Here is a 22219-nt window from a genome sequence, read left to right on the forward strand (position 1 = left end):
TCGACAGGTTCTTCATCGGCGTGAGGGACTCTCGTAGGTGTAGGTGAAGTCGCAGTGGCTGGCGCCCTGCATGATCGTCTGGGTGCGCTCGAGCTTGAGCTTCGGGTCGTAGCCCTCGCAGAAGGCGCCGTCGCGGTTGCACGACAGGAGATGCCCGATCTCGCCCAGCCCCATCGCCTTGTAGGTCTCGGCGTAGCGGCAGCGCACGACGTTGAAGGCGAAGCGGTCGGGGCTCTGCTCCTGGACCTCGATCTGCAGGGCCCCGCCCTTGGTCCAGAGCGGCATCACGTCCTGGAAGGCCTTGAGCGAGGGCCCGCCCGGCGCCGCCGCCGCGAAGGCGCGGGCCTGCTCGATGGCCGAGCGCCGCACCGATTCGGCGATGGTCTTCTTCGCGACCTCCTCGCCGTGGCTCTCCTTCAGGGTGAGGTAGACCTCCTTCAGGATCTCGGCCTCGATCCGGCGCTTGTCGAGCATCGACAGGCCTTCGGGATGGGCGGCGGAGGGGTCGGGTTGCGGCTCGCTCTGGCTCATGGCTGGCTCCGGCAGGGGATGGCCGAGCCTACACCTTGACAGCGCGCGCCCGCGATGAAATATCCGCCCCGCAATGATTTCGTTCGCTCCCGTCCGGTCGCGACGCCGCCGCTCTGCCGAGCGGTGCGAGGACGCGCGCGCGTAACAGGCGCGCCGTATCGTGAAGCCGCCGGAGAGGTTCAGGCGGCTTCCATCCCTTCCTCCCTTCTCCAGCCGGCCCCTTCACAGGCCCTGAATTTGCGAGAGAGAAGACAATGACCAGCAGCAACAAGACGAAGATCTTCATCGACGGCCAGCACGGCACCACCGGGCTGCAGATCGTCGACCGGCTGAAGGACCGGCCCGACATCGAGCTGCTCGAGCTGCCGATGGCCGACCGCAAGGACCTCGGCAAGCGCGCCGAGATCGCCGGCGCCGCCGACATCGCCGTGCTCTGCCTGCCCGACGCCGCCGCCAAGGAGCTGGTCGGCGCGCTCGACACGAGCGGCGCCGACACCGCCGTGATCGACGCCAGCACCGCCCATCGCGTCGCCGACGGCTGGACCTACGGTTTCCCCGAGATGGCCAGGGACCAGCGGCAGAAGCTGCTCGATTCGCGGCGCATCTCCAATCCCGGCTGCTACCCGACCGGGGCCATCGCGCTGCTGCGGCCGCTGGTCGACGCCGGCATCGTGCGCGCCGACGCGACGCCCGCCGTGTTCGGCGTCTCGGGCTACACCGGCGGCGGCAAGGAGCTGATCGCCGTTCACGAGCAGCCCGGCGTCGAGCCGTTCGGCCTCTACGGGCTCGAGCTCGCGCACAAGCACGTGCCGGAGATGAAGAAGTATTCCCATCTCGCGCACGCGCCGATGTTCATGCCCTCGGTCGGCCACTACGCCCAGGGCATGCTGGTCATGGTGCCGGTGACCCGCGACATCCTCGCTCGCAAGGTGACGGCCAGGGACGTGCACGCCGTGCTGGCCGACTACTATGCCGGCGAGACCTTCGTGCCGGTGCGGCCGCTCGGCGACCGCCAGTGGCTGGAGCGCGAGCGTTTCCTGCGCGCCGACCGGCTGGTCGACACCAACACGCTCGAGCTCGCCGTCTACGGCAACGACGCCGAGGAGCAGATCCTGGCCGTCGCCTCGCTCGACAATCTCGGCAAGGGCGCTTCGGGCGCCGCGGTGCAGGTGATCAACCTCAAGACCGGCGTCCCGGAGACCACCGGCCTCGCCGTCGCGGAATAGCGCTTCATCGCCTGGGAGCGCGGACCTGGAGGTCCGCGCTCCGGTGTGTCTCAATCTTTCCGGGGCGCGTCGGGCCCGGATTGACCCCGCCGCGGGCGCCATGGCACCAGACGCCGCGATGACCTTCCCGTTCCTGCGCCTCGCGTTCGCCGCGCCGGCCCTGTTGTCCGCCGCGGCCGCGCTGGCCCAACCCGCCGACGACCGCATCCTCTACGGCACCCGCGCCGGCATGCAGCTCACGACCGTGTCCAAGTCCGGCATCGGTACCGCCCATGCGGTGATCCGGGTCGAGCACACGCCGCAGGACGCAAAGGCCTTCTGCGTCGAGTATGTGCGCGATCCCTCGCCGGCCTGCGTGCGCGAGACCCTGGCCGACGTGAAGATCGCCGACCGGGTGAGCGGCGACTGCGTCGCGAAGACCTGGACCGACATGTTCGGCGGCCGCTTCGCCTTCCTCGGCCGCGCCAAGACGGGCAGCGAGGTCATGGCCGACGACGCGATCCGCGACCTCGAGACCGGCGCGCTGCTCGACGGGTCGCCGGCCTCGGACTACGACATCGAGCTCGTCATCTTCCGCCAGCTCTGCCCCGGTCTCGCGAAGTAGGATTTCCATCGCCGGCCGTCATGTGCCCGTCATCGGGGCTTGGCATGGCTCTCGGCGGAGAAGACACGATGGCCCGCCTGACCCCCACCAGGATCGACCCCGGCTCGCCGCTGCCGGTGCGCAGCATCGGCCTGCTGCCGACCCTCGGCGACGTCGCGATCTTCGTGCTGGTGGCGGCGGGGTTCGTGGTGCTGGCCCACGGCGCGCGCGAGATGGCCGAGCCGGTGGCGCGGCTCACGAGCGAGCCCGTCACCCTCGATCCCGCCAACCTGCCCGGCTACGCGCTGCGCACCGTGCTGCGCATGTTCGCGGCCATCGCCGCCTCGCTCCTCTTCACCTTCGTGGTCGCCACGCTCGCCGCCAAGAGCCGGCGCGCCGAGCTGGTGATCGTGCCGGCGCTCGACATCCTTCAGTCGGTGCCGGTGCTGGGCTTCCTCACCTTCACCGTCGTCTTCTTCATCGACCTGTTTCCGGGCAGCACGCTGGGCCCGGAATGCGCCGCGATCTTCGCCATCTTCACCAGCCAGGCCTGGAACATGGCGTTCAGCTTCTACCAGTCGCTGCGCACCCTGCCGCCCGACCTCGACGAGGCCAGCCGCCACTTCCGGCTGTCGCCCTGGCTGCGCTTCTGGCGCCTCGAGGCGCCGTTCGCCGCGCCCGGCCTGATCTGGAACACGATGATGTCGATGTCGGGCGGCTGGTTCTTCGTCGTCGCCTCGGAGGCGATCACCGTCGGCAACACCACCGTCACCCTGCCGGGCATCGGCTCGTGGCTGGCGCTGGCCATCGACCGGCAGGACGTGCCCGCCGTGCTGCAGGCGGTCGGCGCCATGGCGCTGGTCATCCTCGCCTACGACCAGCTCCTGTTCCGGCCGATCGTCGCCTGGGCCGACAAGTTCCGCTTCGAGCAGACCGCGTCCCAGCGCCGGCCGCGCTCCTGGATGTACGACCTGTGGCGCCGCGCCCGCCTGCTGCGCTGGCTGATGGGCCGCGCCATGGCCCTGGCCGCCGCGGCCACGGGCCGCCTGGGCGCGCTGCTGCCGCGCCGCGCCGCGCGCGCAGCCCCCGCCACGGTCCCGGCCGCCGTCGACGCCGCGCGCACGCGCTGGCTCGACCGGCTGTGGCTCGCCGTCGTGGCAACCGTCACCGCCTGGGCGCTGTGGCGCATCGTCACCTTCGTCGACACGACGCTGGGCTGGGCCGACGTGGCGCGCGCCGTCGAGCTCGGCCTGCTCACGCTGGTGCGCGTGGCCGTGCTGATCGCGCTGGCGAGCCTGGTCTGGGTGCCGGTCGGCGTGTGGATCGGGCTCAGGCCCGCCTGGGCGACCCGCGTCCAGCCGGTGGCGCAGTTCCTCGCCGCCTTCCCGGCCAACGTGCTCTTCCCCATCGCCGTCGTGGCGATCGTCCACTGGAAGCTCGACCCGAACATCTGGCTGAGCCCGCTGATGGTGCTGGGCACCCAGTGGTACATCCTGTTCAACGTCATCGCCGGCGCCAGCGCCTTCCCGACCGACCTGCGCGAGGCCGCCCAGCTCTTCCGCCTGCGCTCGTGGCAATGGTGGCGCCAGGTGATCCTGCCCGGCATCCTGCCCTACTACGTCACCGGCGCGCTGACCGCGACCGGCGGCTCGTGGAACGCCAGCATCGTGGCCGAGGTCGCGAGCTGGGGCGACACGAAGCTGGAGGCGGCCGGGCTCGGCGCCTACATCGCCGACGCCACCGCGTCCGGCGACTATCCGCGCGTCGTGCTGGGCATCGCCGTCATGTCGGTGCTGGTCGTCGCCTTCAACCGCCTGGTCTGGCGGCCGCTCTACCGGCTGGCCGAGCGGCGCTATCGGCTGACGTGACGGAAGGAGATTAGGGAGACCATCATGAATCCCCCCGTCATGGATTCCCTCGTCACGGTCGAGCGCGTCCGCCAGGCCTATCCCAAGGGCTCGGGCGAGGACCTGCTGGTGCTGGACGGCGTCAGCCTCGCGCTCCGCGACCGCGAGATCGTCTCGCTGCTCGGCCGCTCGGGCTGCGGCAAGTCCTCGCTGCTGCGCATCATCGCCGGCCTCATGCCCGCCACCGAGGGCAAGGTCGAGATCGCCGGCCATCCCGTGGCCGGGCCGGCCGCCGAGGTCGCGATGGTGTTCCAGACCTTCGCGCTCTTCCCCTGGCTCACCGTGCAGCAGAACGTCGAGATCGGGCTCGAGGCCCAGCGCGTGGCGCCGGCCGAGCGCCGCCGCCGCGCGCTGGAGGCGATCGACCTGATCGGCCTCGACGGCTACGAGAGCGCCTATCCGAAGGAACTGTCGGGCGGCATGCGCCAGCGCGTCGGGCTGGCCCGCGCGCTGGTCGTGCATCCGCGCCTGCTGCTGATGGACGAGCCCTTCTCGGCGCTCGACGTGCTGACCGCCGAGACGCTGCGCACCGACCTGCTCGACCTCTGGCACGAGGGCCGGCTGCCGATCTCGGCCGTCCTGATGGTCACCCACAATATCGAGGAGGCGGTGCTGATGAGCGATCGCATCCTGGTGCTGGCCTCCCATCCCGGCCGCATCGTGGCCGAGATCCCGGTCGCCCTGCCGCAGCCGCGCAACCGCCTCGACCCGGCCTTCCGCCAGCTCGTCGACGACATCTATGCCCTGATGACCGCGCGGCCCGGCGACCGCCACGCCGCCGCGCCGCCCGCCGGCCTCGCCGTGCCGCTGCCGCGCGTGTCGCCCAACCTGCTGGCCGGTCTCCTGGAGACGGTGGCGGCGCCGCCCTATGACGGCCATGCCGACCTGCCCGAGCTCGCCGCCGCGCTGCAGATGGAGATCGACGATCTGTTCCCGGTGGCCGAGACGCTGCAGCTCCTGCGCCTGGCCGAGCTGGCCGAGGGCGACCTGCGCCTGACCGAGCCCGGCCGCCGCTTCGTCGGGCTCGGACCCGACGAGCGCAAGCGCCTGTTCGCCCAGCACCTGATGGCGCACGTGCCGCTCGCCAACCATATCCGCCGCGTGCTCGACGAGCGCGGCAACCACCGCGCCCCGGCCCGCCGCTTCCGCGACGAGCTCGAGGACCACATGTCCGAGCAGTTCGCCGACCAGACGCTGCGCGCCGTCACCGGCTGGGGCCGCTATGCCGAGGCCTTCGCCTACGACGAGGCGACCAGCGTCTTCAGCCTCGACGATCCGCGCTAGCTGGTACGACTCTACTTGCGCAGGATCGGCGTCAGCCCGAAGCGATCGGCCGCCTTCGCCAGCCGCCCGTCGGCCTTGGCGGCCGCGACGAAGGCGTCGACGCGCGCGAGCCACGCCGCGTCGCCCGGCTTCATGGCATAGGCGTAGTCGGTCGGCGCGATCATGTCGCTGGGCTCGATCACCTGCACCCAGTCGTGGGTGCGCACCACCAGCCGCGTGTAGGGGAAGTCGGAGATGAACACGTCGGCCCGCCCCGATTCGATCTCGGCCTCGCGCGTGCGCGGCGGCGCGACCACGGTGATGGTCGCCTTCTTGAGCGCGTTGCGCATGAGCGGCTCCATGAAGGTGCCGTCCTGCACCGCCACGACGTTGCCGCGCTGGTCGATGTCGTTCCAGGTCCTGATGCGCGTCTGCGCCTTGGTCGTCACGGCGTAGAGGCCGCTGCGCAGGGTGGGCGTCGAGAAGGCGACCCGCTGGCGCCGCCGCTCGGTGATGCCGACGCCGAACATGGCGATGTCGCAGCGGTCGGCCTCGAGATCGTCCATGAAGGTCGCGAAGGTCGAATCGACGAAGGCGGGGCGCACGCCGAGGTCGGCCGCCAGCGCCTTCGCCATGTCGATGTCGAGCCCCTCGAGTTGCCCCGTCTTGGGGTCGCGGTAGGAGATCGCGAAGTAGGCCGGCCAGATGCAGACCCGCAGCTGTCCGGCCGCCCGGATGCGCGCCTCGCGCGACGGCGGATCCGCGGCCGCCGCCCCGGTCGCCGCGAGTGCCGCGGCCATCGCCGAAAGGACCAGGCACGCCGCCGCGCGGCGGAGGACGGTCAGCAGCGGCATCATTCTCGAACCTCGCTCTCGGCCGACGCGGGTTGGACCGGGCTTCTCTACGCAGGGGCCGTACCGCCGGATTGTGCATCCTCGCTGCGATGACCGAAACCCCCGTCGCACAGCCCGTGGCCAAGCTGTGACGGAAGCGGGCCGCCGCCGCCAGCGTGCGCTCGCGCACAGTCCCGTGGCGCGATCGGCGTAGCGTGCCGCCGTCGCGCGCCCCGACCCCCGACGCCGGGCGCGCGCCCTGGAGGCGCAGCGACCTGCGCCCTGTGGCAGCCTTGGGGTGTGTCGCGTTTGCGAGGAAGGACCCGCCACGGCGTGGCGCGTTCCCGGCCAGTCCCTCGGCCGGGAGCGCGCCCTCCAGCGCCGCCTCATCGGAGCGCGGACCTCCCGCACCCATGGGATGTTCGAGCCGCGATCGAACACGCGCCACGGAGAGGTCGTGAAGCTATCCGAGTGCGTTCTTCGTCATGCTCCTCTCCCGCGTCAGGGGGAGAGGTTGGGTGAGGGGGCTGGAGGCAGCCTTCGATCCCCCCGCCGGAACTTCTTCGCTGGGGGCGCGCGACTCCAGTCGCGCTCATGGGATGCTTCTACGCGAAGTCTCGCCCCCTCACGCCGGCAACCCCGCCGCCACCAGGTGATCCCCGAACCGCCGCCGCTGCGCCGGATCGCGGAACGCGTGGTTCTCGGCGAAGGCGCGCGCCCGGAAGGTCGGGTTGAGCCGCAGCAGCGCCTGGCCGACGTCGTTCGCCTCGGCGAGCTCGCCGCAGGCGGCCAGGCTCGCCGCCAGGAAGCGCAGGTTGCCGACGAAGCGCGGGTTGGCGGCCATCGCGCGGCGGCCCCAGCCCGCCGCCTCCGCCCAGTCGCCGGCGGCATAGGCCGCGAGCCCGGCCAGCCCGTAGGTGAAGAACACCTGCGCGTCGTAGGGCGACAGGCTGTGCCCGATCTCGACCCGGCGCCGCGCCTCGCGCGGCTCGCCGATATAGGCGAAGGTCGCGCTCGACCGCAGCCACGCGATGGCCGCGCTGGGGCTCGCCGCCAGCGCCCGGTCGAACAGCTCGATCGCATGCGCATAGTCGTGGAACAGCCACGAGCGGATGTGGCCGCACAGCGACAGCGCCAGCGGATCGAAGCGGTCGAAGGTGAGCGCCAGCCGGCTCAGCCGCTCGGCCTCCAGGTGGTCGGCCAGGGGATCCGGCGATTCGCCGCCATAGTAGCGCTCGCCGTGGCAGGTCGCGGCGAGCGCATACGCGGTGGCGTAGCGCGGGTCGAGCGCGATCGCCCGCTCGAACAGCGGCAGCGCCTGGGCCAGCGCGTCGGCCTGCGGCCGGTACAGAAGGTCGAGCCCCCGCAGCACGCTTTCGTAGGCGTCGAGGTTGGCCGGGTGCTTGGCGCGGCAGCGCTGCAGCTCCTGCTCCTGGACGTGCGGCGCGATCGTCGCCGCGACGCGGGCGCTGAGCTCGTCCTGCAGCACGAAGAGATCGGCCGCCTCGCCGGCGAAGCGGTCGCTCCAGATCGCCGTGCCGCTCTCGCAGTCGGCCAGCTCGGCCGACAGCCGCACGCGCGCGCCGTCGCGCCGCACGCTGCCGCTCAGCATGTAGCGCACGCCGAGCTCGCGCCGCACCCGCGCCGGCCCCGGCGCCTGGCCGCGGTAGCGCAGCACGGAGGCGCGGCTGATCACGATCAGCTCGGGCAGGCACGACAGCGCGGCGATGATGTCCTCGACCAGCCCGTCGCTGAACCACGAGGCGCCGCCTTCCTCCGTGCGGTCGACGAACGGCAGCACGGCGATCGACGGCCGCCGCCGCTGGAAGCTCCCGACCGCGACGGCGGGCTCGGTCGCGGCCGTCGCCGATGCCGCCGCGTCGGTCCCGTGCGCCGCCGCCGCCGGCCCGACCAGCCAGGCATGCACCGCCCGGCGCATCTTGTGCAGGCCGAGCGGCCCCAGCTCGGCGACCGGCGCCGACAGCCGGCCGGCGACCAGGTCCATCACCGGCGCCGAGACCAGCACGCCGCCCGCCGGCGCATGCGCCTGCAGGCGGGAAACGACGTTGATGCCGTCGCCCATCAGGTCGCTGCCCTCGACCATGACGTCGCCCATGTGCACCGCCGCACGCAGCGCCAGCGGGACGGCTGTCCCCGGGTCGACAGCAGGGTCGAAACCCGGGCCGGCCTCTGCCGCGGCATCCGCGCGGGCCGCCGCCGCGTCGGCGCGCGCCGCCACCGCCTCCTGGACCGCGAGGGCCGCGTGCACCGCATCGACCGGCGCGCCGAACTCGACCAGCAGCCCGTCGCCCAGCGCCTTGAAGATCCGCCCGCCGCCGGCGGCGATCAGCGGCTCGATCGCCGCGCGCAACGCCCGCCACGCCGCCAGCACGCGCTCCTCGTCGGCTTCCACGAGCGCACTGAAGTTCACGACGTCGAAGGCCACGACGACGACCAGCCGCCGCGTCGCCGCGCCCGGCGGCGCGGATGCCGGGACGGGCGGGAACGCTGCGACAGGCGAGGGAATCGAAAGCGGATCGGTGTCGCCCTGCGGCGGGCGACCGGGCGGTGCAATGGAACGCTTGCAGGCCATGTCTCGGATCTCCGGTCAGCGGTGGAGCCCATCGCTCCTCTGCCCGGAAACGGTGGCGGTATCCGGGCCATACCGTGTCCTGCGCGCCGCCGCGGCGATTGCCGCGGACAGTTGCCGAAAGGGCACACCGTCGCGGTGGGGTTGTGGCGGGCGGTTGGTCATGTCAGCTGATCAGCACGCCGCGATTAGCGGCTCGATCGCCGCGCGCAACATCTGAAATGCTACGGGAATGCGCTTCTTGCCGACGATTCGATACTTCGAGCATTCAGTCGGCTGAGAGGGATAGGGCGTCATTCTTAGTGCCTGAGAAAACAGGTCACCAGTGGTCAGAAGCCATACTTTTCGCCGAACGGTTCACTTTTTCTGAGTTTCTGGTTCTAGCAAAGTGATGGGGCGACCTAATCCTTGCAAAGGGCAAAGTTGTTTGTCTGCGAAGTCAATAGGCCGAGCGCAGTGGATGGATGCCTCGATCTCCTTTTGGGAGTCCATCAACGCCAAGAGATAGGAGATGGCCATCAGATCTCGCCCGTGCCGAAGCGATATAAGGGAGCTTCCCCACGTTCCTTCCTCACAGCAAATGACGTACGCAACACGCCCGCACTTTAATCCTACAATTCTACAACCGAAAAATTGGGAAAATATCGATAGATTTTTACGAATGCCTCTGCATCTCTCTTCGGCATCGAGCCGGCGGCGATGGCGGTGCCTAACAGGGGCATTTGCCGCTCTAAAGTACGTAACTCTCTACTCGTAAGAAGAGGAATATCGATCGAAAAGGCTTCTTCGGCCTTGCGCACAAACGAGAGCTCACCGAACGCACACTGGTCAAAGAGCAGCCGCTGACCACTATCAAAGAACACGCCTCCGATGGTTAACATATGTGCCCCATCCTTGTAGTGAAAATTAAATATTTGCTCGAAGTTCATCTGCTGGCCGACAGGCAATGTGCCATTGCGCGCAGCCAGGGTCTCCGCAATCTCATTCAGAATTACCCTACGGAACAGATCTGCGGTTCCCCATCCTAGTAGGTCTCTGTCTTTAACATTCGACCCAATTCGGTGATCGCCTAGCTGTTCAACTAGTAGCTCCCTCATGCTGACCGGCTTTTCCCTTTTGTCGCGTTCCGGAACACTTTGAACACTCACAGCCAGTACGCTGCCGCTCGTGACTCTCGTGGCGATACTTCGAATGTCGTCAATTACATCGCGCGTTAAGCGGCCGTCGTAGTCCAGCCAGACAATGGATCTAAGGTTGAGATTGATATTGGGAAGTTCAGTCTTCGTATCGCCCCATTGCATCTGGATGGCGGCAAATGGCAAGTTATCGGAAAAGCGCTGCTTGTCGCCCACTTCGCGCTCGATGCTAACCATTTTGTCGATGCCTAGAGATCTGTGAAACAGCGCGAAATCGCTGAAGTAAACGGAGCCAAGCCCGACATATTGATAGCTCTCGAGACTCGCGAATTTCAGGCGCCGAAAAGCATCGCACATCATTAGTCGCTCGGCGTATTTTGCCGGCCGAATACGATAGTCAATTGTTCTGTAAGACGCAGCCATTTCTACTCGCCGCCTACATATCTTTCATAGGCAAGATCAAAGCTCTTCTCGCCCACGTCCCGCGCGGACCTCGCTGCTAACTCAACTTGAAGCCGCTCCACTTGGTCGCGCGGGCGTCTAAACTGAATACTGATAGTGGGTGGTCCTGGATTTGCCGGAGGAGTAGGGCGCGAAAACGGTCCTTTTCTTGAGATCTCGCGCAATCCAATCGCCTCCGCTCGTGCAATAGCGGTTGTTAGCGGCTGATTTTCTGCCTCGCCATCCTTCTCGCGATCAAGTTCATTTAAGAAGTCGATCACAGGGCGCATAGCCTCAATCATGGAGAGGCGGATTTTCTGGTAAATTGGCGAATCTAGATCGACTCCGGTTTTCGTCGTATTCCACGGTAGGAGCGAAGTGTCTTCACTGTCGAAAAAGACATAACCTCGAAAGCGAGAGAATTGATTGTGATACTTGGGAATAACTACGCCACTTGAGTCTGCAAGCTCAGACCATCCCGTAACGGAGGTTTGGTCAGCGTCCAAAACCATTCTGCCGTTACAGACAACGCTCCAACCAGCCTGTCTAGGCTTTGACTCTCCAACACCTGCAAACAGCCTGACGAAAACGTTCGCCTTGGCTTCAATACTGATCACTTCTTCTTTGCTGGCCGGCTCCAACCCTTGACCTCTCAGAAGCTTCCAAGGCGTCGCTATTAGCGTTCGTCCTTGAAATACAATTCGAAGTTTGCGGTCTATATACTGTTGCTGCGTCGACTGAATTGCATCTCTCAACGTATTTTGAAAATTTTCCAGAGCAAACCGCGCTCCAACTTCGGGCCGCAACTCGTTAACTTTCACCGTTGTTCCCGTCTCGCCGAGTGGAATGCGAAGATCACGCTCCATTGTCTGAAACTTGAAGCGCCAAGAGTTGGTCTCCTGCCATTCATCAACATCGACGACAAGGCTGAAGCGATCCGTGGTCGACGTCGAATGCACCTCAAACTTCTTGGCAAATTTGAACAGGGCGCGCTTCATTCCGACGCCGAACTGCCCGACAGAACTTGGCGTTGAGGGCATGTCCCTGGGCCGGCCAATTCGGAACGCGTATTTGTGAGCTAGGTCGATCCCGATTCCACCGCAATTATCTCGAATTTCAAAACTCGTTCCGTCTAGACTGACCACGATTTCGAGACCTTCCAGATCCGCGTTTGGCCCTGGGCGCAGTTTGCGGGCTCCATCAATGCTGTTGTCGATCAAGTCCAGAACGGCGCGATCTAAGCCGATATCACGCGTTAGCATGTCCACGAAGAGCGACTTAGTCGGAGCTACGTCGATTTCGTCCTCAAGTAGCGGTACTTCAGTCTCGATCGGCATCCGAATCACCGTATGTTGCCAAATGATCCTATTGCGGCGTGGGGACGGTCTGCAACCGTTAGTCGCATAATCCTCATTTGCGAATGTGTCGGTCTGAGAACGCTCGGTCGCGGAGATGGTAAGCGATCTGCGCCAAAGTCCAGCGCAGTAGTCGCCTCCCGGCCTCGCCGTGGAGACCCGCTCAAAAGGAATGGCCTAACTAGGCCAGGTCGATTGCAACCAGGGGAGATCGGTAGCGGCTGCACTACGTCGACTGCCGGACCAACGACAGGGCAAGAATGCCGACACGGCGGGAAAGCTCGCGGTGCTGGTTTCCACCCAAAAAGGGCGTCAGCCCTATGGGAGATAGTTGAATCGAGCCAGCCCGGACTTCCCGACCGGCACTGGAGCGTTCTTTGGGGCAGTGCTGAGGTGCCCTGGTAGTCGGACGGCTGCAAACTGAGCCAGAGGCAGCATTCGGTGACTTGCAGTGCGATGGATTGCGTCGACGGCGACCTTCAGCCTTGACGTAATCGAGGGGCTTGATCACTCGGCTGTAGTACAGGCGGCCGGCAGATCGTTCCGAAGTTTGGCGGTACCGTCGATCTGTTGGCTCGACGGTTCGTTGGTGCTGATTGAACCGAAGCGAGATCGAACGCCCCGGGAAGTCGTTGCGCAGGCACTGGACCACGGCAGCTTCGTTGCGGACCTCAAGTCGGAGGATCTCGCGGCAATCTACGGCTCCTTTGCAACGATAAAGGGCCTTGCTTCGGAGTTCAGGGTTCGATTAGGCGCCGAAGTCGACGAGGACACACTGAATTGAAGTCACCAGATAGTGGTCGTCGCCGCCGAACTTGACGACAGCACCGAGCGCATCGTTGTCCATCTGAGCGGCCGGGGTATTCCCCATCAATGTTCTCTTCTTTCGGGTTTTCGCGGACGGCGATACCCAACTGCTGGGCCGCGCATGGCGGAGAGATGCCGCTGAGACCCAGGTCAACGCCCTCGCCTCGGGCCGCGTGGTAGGAGAGCCTTGGAACGGCGAATACTATGTCGACTTCGGTCAGGGCCAGACGCGTTCCTGGGACGAAGCGGTCAAGTACGGGTTTGTCTCAGCCGGGTGGGGTAGTTGGCACAGCGGTGGGTTGAAGCGGCTCAATCCCGGAGACCGGACTGGGTAGAGGCGCTTGGCTGTGGATTTGTCCGCGTCGGCCGCGTGACGGCAAAGGCGGCACGGGCGATCGAATTCACGCTCCCGAACCGAAGCCGGGGACCGACCCGCTTCGAAGGTACTGAAGGAACGTACCTGTCACCGCGAGTTCGCGAACGATCCCGAAAAGTCGGAATACTTGGTCCTGTTCAATGGATAGCGACCGTGCCGCTGGAGAACGCGGTGTATGAGGTCAGCCTGCTCGGCAACTAGAACACTGTCGCGCAGCCGGGATCTCCCCAGTGGCGGCACAGGTGTTTACGACCTGGGACCAACCGAACAGAAGCTGCTCAAGGACTTCAGTAAACCCACCCAGCATACGGGAGCGCCGACCGTTGCCTTCGGGCGAGCGTGAACGACTAGCCGGCAACCAAAAGTCGCTCGATATCTTCCTGTTTGCGCTTGCGAGCTCCACTCTTTCGATCACGTTTGCCGATCGGCCGCTCGATCCCAAAATACGCCGCTGCCTCCCCCATTGTCATAGTAAGCAGGTGAATGCTACCTGACTCAACTGTATCGAACGGTCGGCTTGGCTGAATACCGGCAGCGGAGAGAACTTGCTCGCCTAAAGCTCGGGCCATCGGAGGGGCAACCGCATTCCCGATCTGTCTAGCTCCATGCCACTTGGTCGAATGGAACCGAAACCAGTCGGGAAAACCGTGGAGCCGGGCCATCTCTCGTACCGTCACACATCTTGCGAAGCGGTGATGGATTGGCCTTGGGCTCGTAAATGCGCCGCGTGCGCTATCTGTGCCAGCTCGAAGAGTATTTGCAACTCCTCCAGAAGCGAGCTTGAAGAAACGAGAGATCGGTTCGACACGGCCTTCTAGGGTCGCCTCGAAGCGCCGACGAGAGATTGCAGTATGCTCAGTTCGCATGCTCGAAGTCAGCAAGGATTGATTCCAACTTCTTACGTATCCAAAGTGCCAACAGTCGTTCGAAATGCACCGCATGTCCTTGGCATAGGTACTTCGAGCCCGAGGCCAGTCAGGAACGACTACTGCATCAGATGCCCAAAGCTCCTCGAACGCTTCCGCATTCGGAAGGTCGTCTAGCGCTTCTGCTACGGTCGGAGCCGTTAAGTGAATGGCAGGGTAGCGCGGCACTCTCAATCCGCGGCGCGCGCCCATTACAATAAGCCTCTGACGATCCTGTGGAACGCCGTAGTCTCGCGCGTTCAAGACTCGCCAAGGTGTCCTAACCACATAGCCGATGTCTTCGAACGCCGAGATCAATTCTTCCAGAAAGGCTCTATGCCGGCCGACAGTTAATCCCTTGACGTTCTCAAAGACAAAATAGCGCGCCTCTAGTTCTCCGACGATCCGGACGTACTCCTTTACGAGATGATTTCGTGGATCATCGAGGGTGCGTTGCCCGATCATTGAAAAGCCTTGGCACGGTGCTCCTCCAACAACAAGGTCGACCCGCCTCTTGCCGATTCCGGCAGCCTCTCGAATCTCCTGACCTGTGAGCCCCACTACTGACCGAGCCAGGACAGCACAATTCGGGAAGTTGTAGGCATGTACCGCTGCATGGATCGGGTCCACTTCGACGGCTGCAACGACGTCGAAGCCAGCCTGCTCGAATCCAAGGCTCATTCCGCCCGCGCCGGCGAAAAGATCTATGGCGATAGGTCGATGAGTTTCCTTCATTGCAGCTTAAGCACCTAGAAAGAGGACACGCCAAAAACCTAGCGCATTCGCAGACACTTGTTTATCGACTAGCGGTTGTAGTCTAAGAATTTTCTTAACCGCCTCGCGAGCGCTACAGGGTCCTTGATTTGGCACTGCCATACATCGTGGACCCGCCATCCGAGCCGCGTAAGCTCCGTTCGCTTTCGCCGGTCTCGAGCCCGATTGCCGGCAATCTTGTCATCCCAGTATTCGTTCCTGCTCTTAGGCAGCCTCCCCTTCTTGCAAGAGTGGCCATGCCAAAAGCAACCATTGACGAAAATCACAGCTCGCCGTCCCGGAAATACAATGTCAGGCGAACCTGGTAAATCACGCCGATGAAGACGAAAGCGATATCCCTCCGCATGCAACAGTCTGCGGACCGCGAGTTCGGGTCCGGTGTTGCGAGTCTGGACGGACTGCATGATGCGCCTTCGCTGTTCAGTGGTACGAGTGTCGACCATGCCTATGATCTGTGTTCGTCCGAGGTGTGGTCATCGACGAAGCGGAACCGCCGCGCCTTGACAATATCGATGCTGTGGATGTCCGTGTGGGGAGTGAATTGAACAATCCAAACTGTCTTCGCATCATCGCGCCACAGGCCTAGACTTTTGATCGCCAGATTGGGAATGCGAGATTTCTCCTTTCCGTAAGTGTTGAGATTGAGCGCCTGTGACCACGAGAGCTTGTCTTGTCCGCCTTTACCGGAGATCGGAATGATTGTTCCCTGCGTGCCTTCGATGCCGGCTTGGACTTCATCGACTTCGATCTGGCCATAGCTCACGCTCGTCCTGTGGTGACCCTGTATGATCATCGCTTGAAATCCAAGGAATGTGCTGATTAGGCCTGCGTTGCGTACCCGTGTGAAAACGGCCTGCTCATCGTTACCGAGCATCGCAGTGATGAATTTCGGCGTCTGATCTGGAATGTGCTCGGTGATGGGTACCCCCGGTAACGAGTCTGGCAATACAATGAGGTTCCTGCGAGAAGTCCGAACGAGTTTGTACTCTCCCTTCTTAACTTGAAGCCAAACGCGCTGCCCGCCCTGTTCCATCTCGGGTGGAAAGTTGCGGCGTGCATCGTACGTGTACTTGATGTCAGCTACGTTTTTGACGACCTTCTTTAGGAGCCCGTCGCTCACTGCGAGGTGCATAGCCTCGCGGACGTCCTCCAACGAAAAAGACAATTCGTCGGGGATGGTTGCTTTGGTTAGCCCTTTCGTAAGCCGCCGAAACAGGTAAATGGCAATCCTGTCGTATTCGGCTAAGCGAAGGAGCTCCGCTCGGGTCATCTGACTTAGCATCGCATCTGCAGTAAACCATATATCGGATGACGCCTTATCCACATCTGGCGCTGGCGAACGCCGATCCAGCACTGCAGTAATCAAAATATTGTGGGCTGGGGAATCTTCTGCACTATCCATGGCGCTTCCAGGAGCCTCAAAAGGCTCTGCCATTTGGTTTCCTGGGCCTCGCGATTGCATGCCGTTCTTGAAAAGTGCGAGTACTGCGGTTATGTTACACCCATGACCATCATAGGCCGTCCCACCCTCTACGAACCCGCCCTGTGCGACCAGGCGCACAACTACTGCCTGCTGGGCGCGACGAACGACGATCTCGCCGCGTTCTTCGATGTGGCGCCCTGCACCATCGATCGATGGATCGCCCGTCATCCTGATTTCGGCGACGCCGTCCGGCGCGGCCGCGTCGTCGCCGACGCGCGCGTGGCGCGGAGCCTCTTCGAGCGCGCCGTGGGCTACGACCGCACCTTCGAGCGCTCGGTCGTGATCGGCGGCGAGCTGAAGCCCGTCACCAGCACCGTCCACTATCCGGCCAACGTCCAGGCCTGCGTTTTCTGGCTGCGCAACCGCCGCCGCCGCTCCTGGTCGGATCCGGGGCGTGATGCGCCCGACGGCCCGTCCGCGCACCCCATCGACGACATCGCCCTGCTCGATGCCGCGGGCGAGAGCATGCGTCACCATGACGGTGATTGATTTTCCCGTTGGCGCCGCGGCGCCGTCGCGCCTGTCGCAGACCGTCGGCCGCTTCCGCTTCGATCCGCTCGGCTTCGTGATGTTCGCCTTCCCGTGGGGGCAGACGGGCACGGCGCTGGCGGGCGAGAGCGGTCCCGAGCCGTGGCAGCGCGAGGTGCTGGAGACGCTGGGCCGCGGCCTCAAGGCGCGCGACACGGCGGCGGACGAGGCCGTGCGCCTCGCCGTCGCCTCGGGCCATGGCGTCGGCAAGTCGGCGCTGGTGTCCTGGGTGATCCTGTGGGCGCTGTCGACGCTCTCGGACACGCGCGGGGTGGTCACCGCCAACACCGAGGGCCAGCTCCGCACCAAGACCTGGCCCGAGCTCGCCAAGTGGCACGCGCTCTCGGCCACCCGGAGCTGGTTCACCTACACGGCGACCTCGCTGTTCTATTCCGCCCAGCCCGGCCATGAGCGCACCTGGCGGGTCGATGCCATCACCTGGTCGGAGAACAACACCGAGGCGATCGCCGGCCTGCACAACAAGGGCCGCCGCGCCTTCGCCCTGTTCGACGAGGCCTCGTCGATCGCCGACGGCGTCTGGGAGACGATCGAGGGCGCGCTGACCGATGCCGGCACGCAGCTTTTCTGGCTGGCCTTCGGCAATCCGACGCGCACCACCGGCCGTTTCCGCGAATGCTTCGCCGGCGGCCGCTTCGCCCATCGCTGGTCGCCGCAGCAGATCGATTCGCGCTCGGTGGCGATGACCAACAAGGCGCAGATCGCCACCTGGGTGAAGGACTACGGCGAGGACAGCGACTTCGTGCGCATCCGCGTGAAGGGCGAATTCCCGCGCGCCGGCTCGATGCAGTTCATCGACAGCGAGCGCGTGCAGCAGGCGGTCGAGCGCGAATTGCCGCCGGATTGGAACGCGCCGCTCGTCATGGGCGTCGACATCGCCCGCCACGGCGAGGACCAGACGGTGATCCGCTTCCGCCGCGGCCTCGACGCCCGCTCGATCCCGGCCGTGAAGTTCCGCGTGCCCGACCTGATGGTGATCGCCAGCCGGATCATGGAGCTGGTCAACACCCACTCGCCCGATGCCGTGTTCGTCGACGGCACCGGCATCGGCTGGGGCGTCGTCGATCGCCTCGCCCAGCTCGGCTGCTCGAAGTCGATCGGCATCGACTTCAGCGGCCGGGCCGATCGCACCGACGGCGCCGACGGCATGGTGCGCTACGCCAACAAACGGGCCGAGATGTGGGGCTACATGAAGGAATGGTGCAAGGTCGGCTGCCTGCCCGACGACCGCGACCTGCGCGCCGACCTCACCGCCATCGACTACGGCTACGACGCCGCCGACGCGATCCGGCTGGAGAAGAAGGACGACATGCGCCGCCGCGGCCTCGCCTCGCCCGACGACGGCGACGCGCTGGCCCTCACCTTCGCCCACCCGGTGCGTGCCGTCGACTGGGCCGCCGAACGCCGCATCGAGGAGAAGCTGCAGCGGCTGAGGCGCTGGGTCGTGTGATCAGGTGACGGGGTGGGCCTTCTTATGGCTGGGAGCGCGGCACTCCAGTGCCGCTCATGGATGTTGCAACGCGAAGAAAGAGCGCGACTGGAGTCGCGCGCTCCCAGCGAAGACTCGCCCCCAATATTGATGTTTTCCCCCCGATTCCGTACACCGCAGCGTGTCCTCGGAGTCGCCGGAACGTCCATGACCGCCGTCGGTCGGAACCTGTCTGTCGTCGCGCTGATGGCGGTGGTGGTCGCGCTCGCGGCGATGGTGCTGCCGTCGGCCATGTGGGTGTGTGCGCTGGCGGCGCTGCTGGGGCTCGCCGGCGTCGTGCTGCTGCGCGGCAACGGCTGGCGCACCGGTGCGCTGCTCGCTGCGGCGCTGGCGCTCAGCCTGGCGCTGCTCGACGCCTTCGCCGGCCTGCTCACGCCGGCGGCGCACGGCTCCGGCCTCGTGCGCACCATGGATCCGCGCTGGTGGCCGCCGCCCGATCCGGTCGTCGGCTTCCGCCCCAGGCCCGACACGCAGGTGATCGCCACCGCCACCTTCGACGGTGCGCTGATCTACCGCCGCCTCTACCATTTCGACGCCACGGCCGCGCGCGTCACGCCGGCCGCGCCGGCCGGCGCCGACACCTACCTGTTCCTGGGCGATTCCTTCACCTTCGGCCAGGGGCTGGAGGACGGCGAATCGCTCGCCGCCCAGTTTGCCGACCTGTCCGGCCGCACGCTGCATGCGGTGAACCTCGGCGTGCCGGGCTACGCGCCCAACCACCTGGTGCGCCTGTTCGAGGGCGGGCTGCTCGACCGCTACACGGACAAGAAGGTCAAGGCGGTGGTGACCTGGATCATCCCGGCCCAGCTCGCGCGCATCACCGGCGAGGGCTCGTGGCTCGGCACCTCGCCGCGCTACGCGCTCGAGGACGGCAAGCTCGTGTGGACCGGCACCTTCGACGGCTGGCGGCTCAGCCATCCGCTGGCCGGCGCCAAGTACTATCTCGGCGAGCTCTTCCCCTTCGTCGAGGCGATCGGCCGCCAGCAGCGCCAGGAGGAGCAGGCCGCGCTGTTCGTCGCCCTGCTGGAGCGCCTGCAGAAGGACGCGAGGGCCAAGTTCGATGCGCCGCTGCTGGTGCTCTACTCCTGGCCCGACAAGCAGTCGCGGCCGGGCCACGGCCAGTCCGACTTCAAGCAGGACCTGCTGGTCGAGATCCTGGAGCGCCTGCGCGCGCGCGGCCTGCCGATGATGCGCGTCGACGACTTCGCCAGCGGCTATCCGGTCGACAAGCTGCTGATCCCGCACGACGGCCATCCCACCGCCTTCCAGAACGGGCTGATCGCCAAGGGGCTGCAGCAGCGGCTGCTCGGCAACAAATGACGCTCGCGCCCATGCGCGTGCTGAACCGGCCGCCGCCCGCGGTCGCGGTCGAGCGCCGCGCCGACGGCGCGCTGGTCCTGTCCTCGGGCCGCGATCTGCCGTCCGACCTGCCGCTGGTCATCGACTGGCTGCGCGACGCCGCGGAGCGCCGGCCCGACGTGACCTTCCTGGCCCAGCGCCGTGGACCGGGGGAAGGGGCCGCCCGGCCGTGGCAGCGGCTCAGCTACGCCGAGGCCTGGGCGAAGACGGGCGCCATCGCCTCCTGGCTGATCGCCCAGGGCTACGGGCCGGCCAGCCCGCCGCTTGCGATCCTGTCGGACAACAGCCTCGAGAACGCGCTCTTCCTGTTCGGCGCGCTGCGCGCCGGCGCGCTGGTGGCGCCGATCTCGCCCGGCTACTCGCTGGCCGCCGATCCCGCGCGGCTCGACCACGCGCTCGGCCTGGTGAAGCCGGCGCTGGTCTTCGCCCAGGAGTCGCAGGCCTACGGCCGCGCGCTCGACCGCGCCGCGGCGACGGGCGCGCGGCTCGTGACCGTCGACGGCAAGCGCGGGCGCGCCTTCGCGGCACTCGCCGCCACCTCGATCGACGCCGCGGTCGCCGAGCGGCGGCTGCACATCGGCCCCGACACGCCGGCCAAGATCCTGTTCACCTCCGGATCGAGCGGCGTCCCGAAGGGCGTGCTCAACACCCACGGCAACCTCGCCGCCGCCGCCGAGATGAACCGCTCGCTGGGCGAGCCGCTCGATCCGGCGCGCGTCTCCGTCTCGCTCGACTGGCTGCCCTGGCATCACACCTGGGGCGGCAACTCCAACCTGAACGGCGTCGTGCGCTCGGCGGGCTCCCTCTACATCGACGACGGCCGGCCGCTGCCCGGCCGCTTCGAGGAGACGCTGGCCAATTTGCGCGAGCTCTCGCCCTCGGGCTTCGCCACCGTGCCGGCGGCCTATCCGCTGCTGCTCGCGGCGCTGGAGAAGGACGCGGGCCTGCGCGCCGCCTTCTTCAAGAACCTGCGCGGGCTGGGCTATGGCGGCGCGCTGCTGCCCCAGGAAAGCTTCGACCGGCTGCAGGCGCTGGCGGCGGACCAGCTCGGCGAGCGCCTGCCGTTCGGCTGCGGCTGGGGCATGACCGAGACGACCAGCGTCGGGCTGATGGTCTACTGGAACGTCGACCGCGCCGGGCTGCTCGGCCTGCCGCCGCCCGGCGCGCTGGCCAAGCTGGTGCCGGCCCGTGAGAGCGGAGGGGACGATGCCGACCGGTACGAACTGCGGGTCAAGGGACCGCACGTGATGGCGGGCTACTACGGCCAGCCCGAGGCCACCGCAGCCGCCTTCGACGACGAAGGCTTCTTCCGCACCGGCGACAGCGCGCGCTGGGTCGACGCCGCCGACCCGCGCGCCGGCATCGCCTTTGCCGGGCGGCTCAGCGAGGAGTTCAAGCTGGCGTCGGGCACCTGGGTGCGCGCCTCGACCCTGCGCGGCGCGCTGCTCGATGCGCTGCGGCCGCTGGTGCGCGACCTGGTGATCGCCGCGCCCGACCGGCCGTGGCTCGGGGCGCTGGTCTGGCTCGATCCGGCCTATGCGGCGGCGGGCGCGCGGGACGACCTCGCGGCGCGGCTCGCCGCCTTCAACGCCGCCCAGCGCGGTTCCAGCACCGCGGTGCGCCGCCTGCTGCCGCTCGACGCGCCGCTCTCCCCGGCCGACGGCGAGATCACCGACAAGCGCTCGATCAACGCCAACCGCGTCCTGCAGCGCCGCGCCGCCGACGTCGCCCGCCTCTACGCCGAGCCGCTCGATCCGGCGGTCATCGGGTCGTGATCATGGCTGGGAGCGCGGCATCCCACGGGGCGCTTCATCGGAGCGCGGACCTCCAGGTCCGCATCATGATCATGAGCGGACCTGGAGGTCCGCGCTCCCAGCTTGAACGGTAGCGTTCGACTCCCATGACCACCCTCCGCCGCCTCCCGTTCCTGCGCCTCGCCTTCATCGCGGCGCTGGCGCTCGCCTTCCCGGCCTCGGCGCGCGAGGTGCCGTATCTCACGGCTCAGGAGCTCGACCTGGTGGCGATCCTGCCGCCGCCGGTCGTCAACGGCAGCGCCGCCGACGCCGCCGAGCAGGCCGAGGTGCTGGCGACGCAGCAGGCCGCCTCGGCCGAGCGGGTCGCCAAGGCGCAGCGCGACGGCGCCGAGACCCTGCCCGTCCTGCTCGACGATGCGCTCGGCAAGCCGATCGAGATGCGGGCATTGCCGGCGCTCGGGCGGCTGTTCGACCGGCTGGACGCCACCGAAGGCGCGGTGATCGCGCCGACCAAGAAGGCGTTCGACCGCCGCCGGCCCTACCTCTCCAACGGGGCGATCAAGCCGCTGGTGCGGCCCTCGGTCAGCGGCTCCTACCCGTCGGGCCACACGACCTGGTCGACCGTCGCCGCCATCGTGCTGGGCCAGATGGTGCCCGAGAAGCGCGACATCATCTTCGCCCGCGCCGCCGACTATGCGTTGAGCCGCGTCGTCGGCGGCATGCACTATCTCAACGACCTCGAGGGCGGCCGCCGCGCCGGCACCGCGATCGTCGTCGCCGTCATGGCGCGGCCCGAGTACCAGGCCGACTTCGCCGCCGCCCGCGCCGAGCTGCGCGCCTATCTCGGCCTGGCACCGTGAG

17 protein-coding genes are annotated in these 22219 nt (G+C 66.6%); 9 read left to right on the forward strand and 8 right to left on the reverse strand.

The window, feature by feature from the left end:
- Positions 1-12 precede the first annotated feature (12 nt).
- Entirely contained in the window at positions 13-531 is a 519-nt protein-coding gene (locus ACO073_RS04895) for an L-2-amino-thiazoline-4-carboxylic acid hydrolase (RefSeq protein WP_421995845.1), read from the reverse strand.
- 254 nt (positions 532-785) lie between these two features.
- On the opposite strand from ACO073_RS04895, the gene argC reads away from it, so the two are divergent.
- The 4 genes from argC (at position 786) to ACO073_RS04915 (ending at position 5531) form a co-directional block, all read left to right on the forward strand.
- On the forward strand, positions 786-1757 hold the full coding sequence (argC, locus tag ACO073_RS04900; RefSeq protein ID WP_421995847.1) for an N-acetyl-gamma-glutamyl-phosphate reductase: 972 nt from the start codon (positions 786-788) through the stop codon (positions 1755-1757).
- 100 nt (positions 1758-1857) lie between these two features.
- Positions 1858-2361 (forward strand): hypothetical protein, encoded by a 504-nt coding sequence (locus tag ACO073_RS04905; protein ID WP_421995849.1) that lies wholly within the window; start codon positions 1858-1860, stop codon positions 2359-2361.
- A 68-nt stretch (positions 2362-2429) separates the two neighbouring features.
- A complete protein-coding gene (locus ACO073_RS04910) occupies positions 2430-4208 on the forward strand; it encodes an ABC transporter permease (RefSeq protein WP_421995851.1) in 1779 nt (592 codons plus the stop codon).
- A 24-nt stretch (positions 4209-4232) separates the two neighbouring features.
- The gene (locus tag ACO073_RS04915) at positions 4233-5531 is read left to right on the forward strand and encodes an AAA-associated domain-containing protein (RefSeq protein ID WP_421995853.1); all 1299 of its coding nucleotides are present in this window, start codon (positions 4233-4235) and stop codon (positions 5529-5531) included.
- An 11-nt stretch (positions 5532-5542) separates the two neighbouring features.
- On the opposite strand, the gene ACO073_RS04920 is transcribed toward ACO073_RS04915, so the two are convergent.
- The 7 genes from ACO073_RS04920 to ACO073_RS04950 all read right to left on the reverse strand — a co-directional run bounded on the left by ACO073_RS04920 (position 5543) and on the right by ACO073_RS04950 (position 16162).
- Complete coding sequence (locus tag ACO073_RS04920) at positions 5543-6367, reverse strand: substrate-binding periplasmic protein (RefSeq protein WP_421995855.1); 825 nt, start codon at positions 6365-6367, stop codon at positions 5543-5545.
- A 601-nt stretch (positions 6368-6968) separates the two neighbouring features.
- Positions 6969-8936: a hypothetical protein gene (locus tag ACO073_RS04925; RefSeq protein WP_421995857.1), complete on the reverse strand. Its 1968-nt coding sequence runs from the start codon at positions 8934-8936 to the stop codon at positions 6969-6971.
- Between the two features lie 608 nt (positions 8937-9544).
- Positions 9545-10492, reverse strand: coding sequence for an O-methyltransferase (locus ACO073_RS04930; protein WP_421995859.1), 948 nt, complete (start codon positions 10490-10492; stop codon positions 9545-9547).
- Positions 10493-10494: 2 nt separating this feature from the next.
- A complete protein-coding gene (locus ACO073_RS04935; protein ID WP_421995861.1) occupies positions 10495-11847 on the reverse strand; it encodes an ATP-binding protein in 1353 nt (450 codons plus the stop codon).
- A gap of 1548 nt (positions 11848-13395) precedes the next feature.
- Positions 13396-14688, reverse strand: coding sequence for a DNA cytosine methyltransferase (locus ACO073_RS04940; protein WP_421995863.1), 1293 nt, complete (start codon positions 14686-14688; stop codon positions 13396-13398).
- A 68-nt stretch (positions 14689-14756) separates the two neighbouring features.
- On the reverse strand, positions 14757-15170 hold the full coding sequence (locus ACO073_RS04945; RefSeq protein ID WP_421995865.1) for a very short patch repair endonuclease: 414 nt from the start codon (positions 15168-15170) through the stop codon (positions 14757-14759).
- A gap of 2 nt (positions 15171-15172) precedes the next feature.
- On the reverse strand, positions 15173-16162 hold the full coding sequence (locus ACO073_RS04950) for a hypothetical protein (RefSeq protein WP_421995867.1): 990 nt from the start codon (positions 16160-16162) through the stop codon (positions 15173-15175).
- A gap of 69 nt (positions 16163-16231) precedes the next feature.
- Between ACO073_RS04950 and ACO073_RS04955 the strand changes: the two genes are divergently transcribed.
- The 5 genes from ACO073_RS04955 (at position 16232) to ACO073_RS04975 (ending at position 22218) form a co-directional block, all read left to right on the forward strand.
- The gene (locus ACO073_RS04955) at positions 16232-16699 is read left to right on the forward strand and encodes a hypothetical protein (protein ID WP_421995869.1); all 468 of its coding nucleotides are present in this window, start codon (positions 16232-16234) and stop codon (positions 16697-16699) included.
- Positions 16686-18206: a terminase gene (locus tag ACO073_RS04960; protein WP_421995871.1), complete on the forward strand. Its 1521-nt coding sequence runs from the start codon at positions 16686-16688 to the stop codon at positions 18204-18206. Before ACO073_RS04955 ends, ACO073_RS04960 begins: the two co-directional genes overlap by 14 nt.
- 186 nt (positions 18207-18392) lie before the next feature.
- A complete protein-coding gene (locus ACO073_RS04965) occupies positions 18393-19565 on the forward strand; it encodes a hypothetical protein (RefSeq protein WP_421995873.1) in 1173 nt (390 codons plus the stop codon).
- Positions 19562-21379: an AMP-binding protein gene (locus tag ACO073_RS04970; protein WP_421995875.1), complete on the forward strand. Its 1818-nt coding sequence runs from the start codon at positions 19562-19564 to the stop codon at positions 21377-21379. Before ACO073_RS04965 ends, ACO073_RS04970 begins: the two co-directional genes overlap by 4 nt.
- A 125-nt stretch (positions 21380-21504) precedes the next feature.
- A complete protein-coding gene (locus tag ACO073_RS04975) occupies positions 21505-22218 on the forward strand; it encodes an acid phosphatase (RefSeq protein WP_421995877.1) in 714 nt (237 codons plus the stop codon).
- Position 22219 lies beyond the last annotated feature (1 nt).

The organism is Reyranella sp. (genome assembly GCF_965229815.1).
In the GTDB taxonomy this organism is placed as follows: Bacteria; Pseudomonadota; Alphaproteobacteria; order Reyranellales; family Reyranellaceae; genus Reyranella.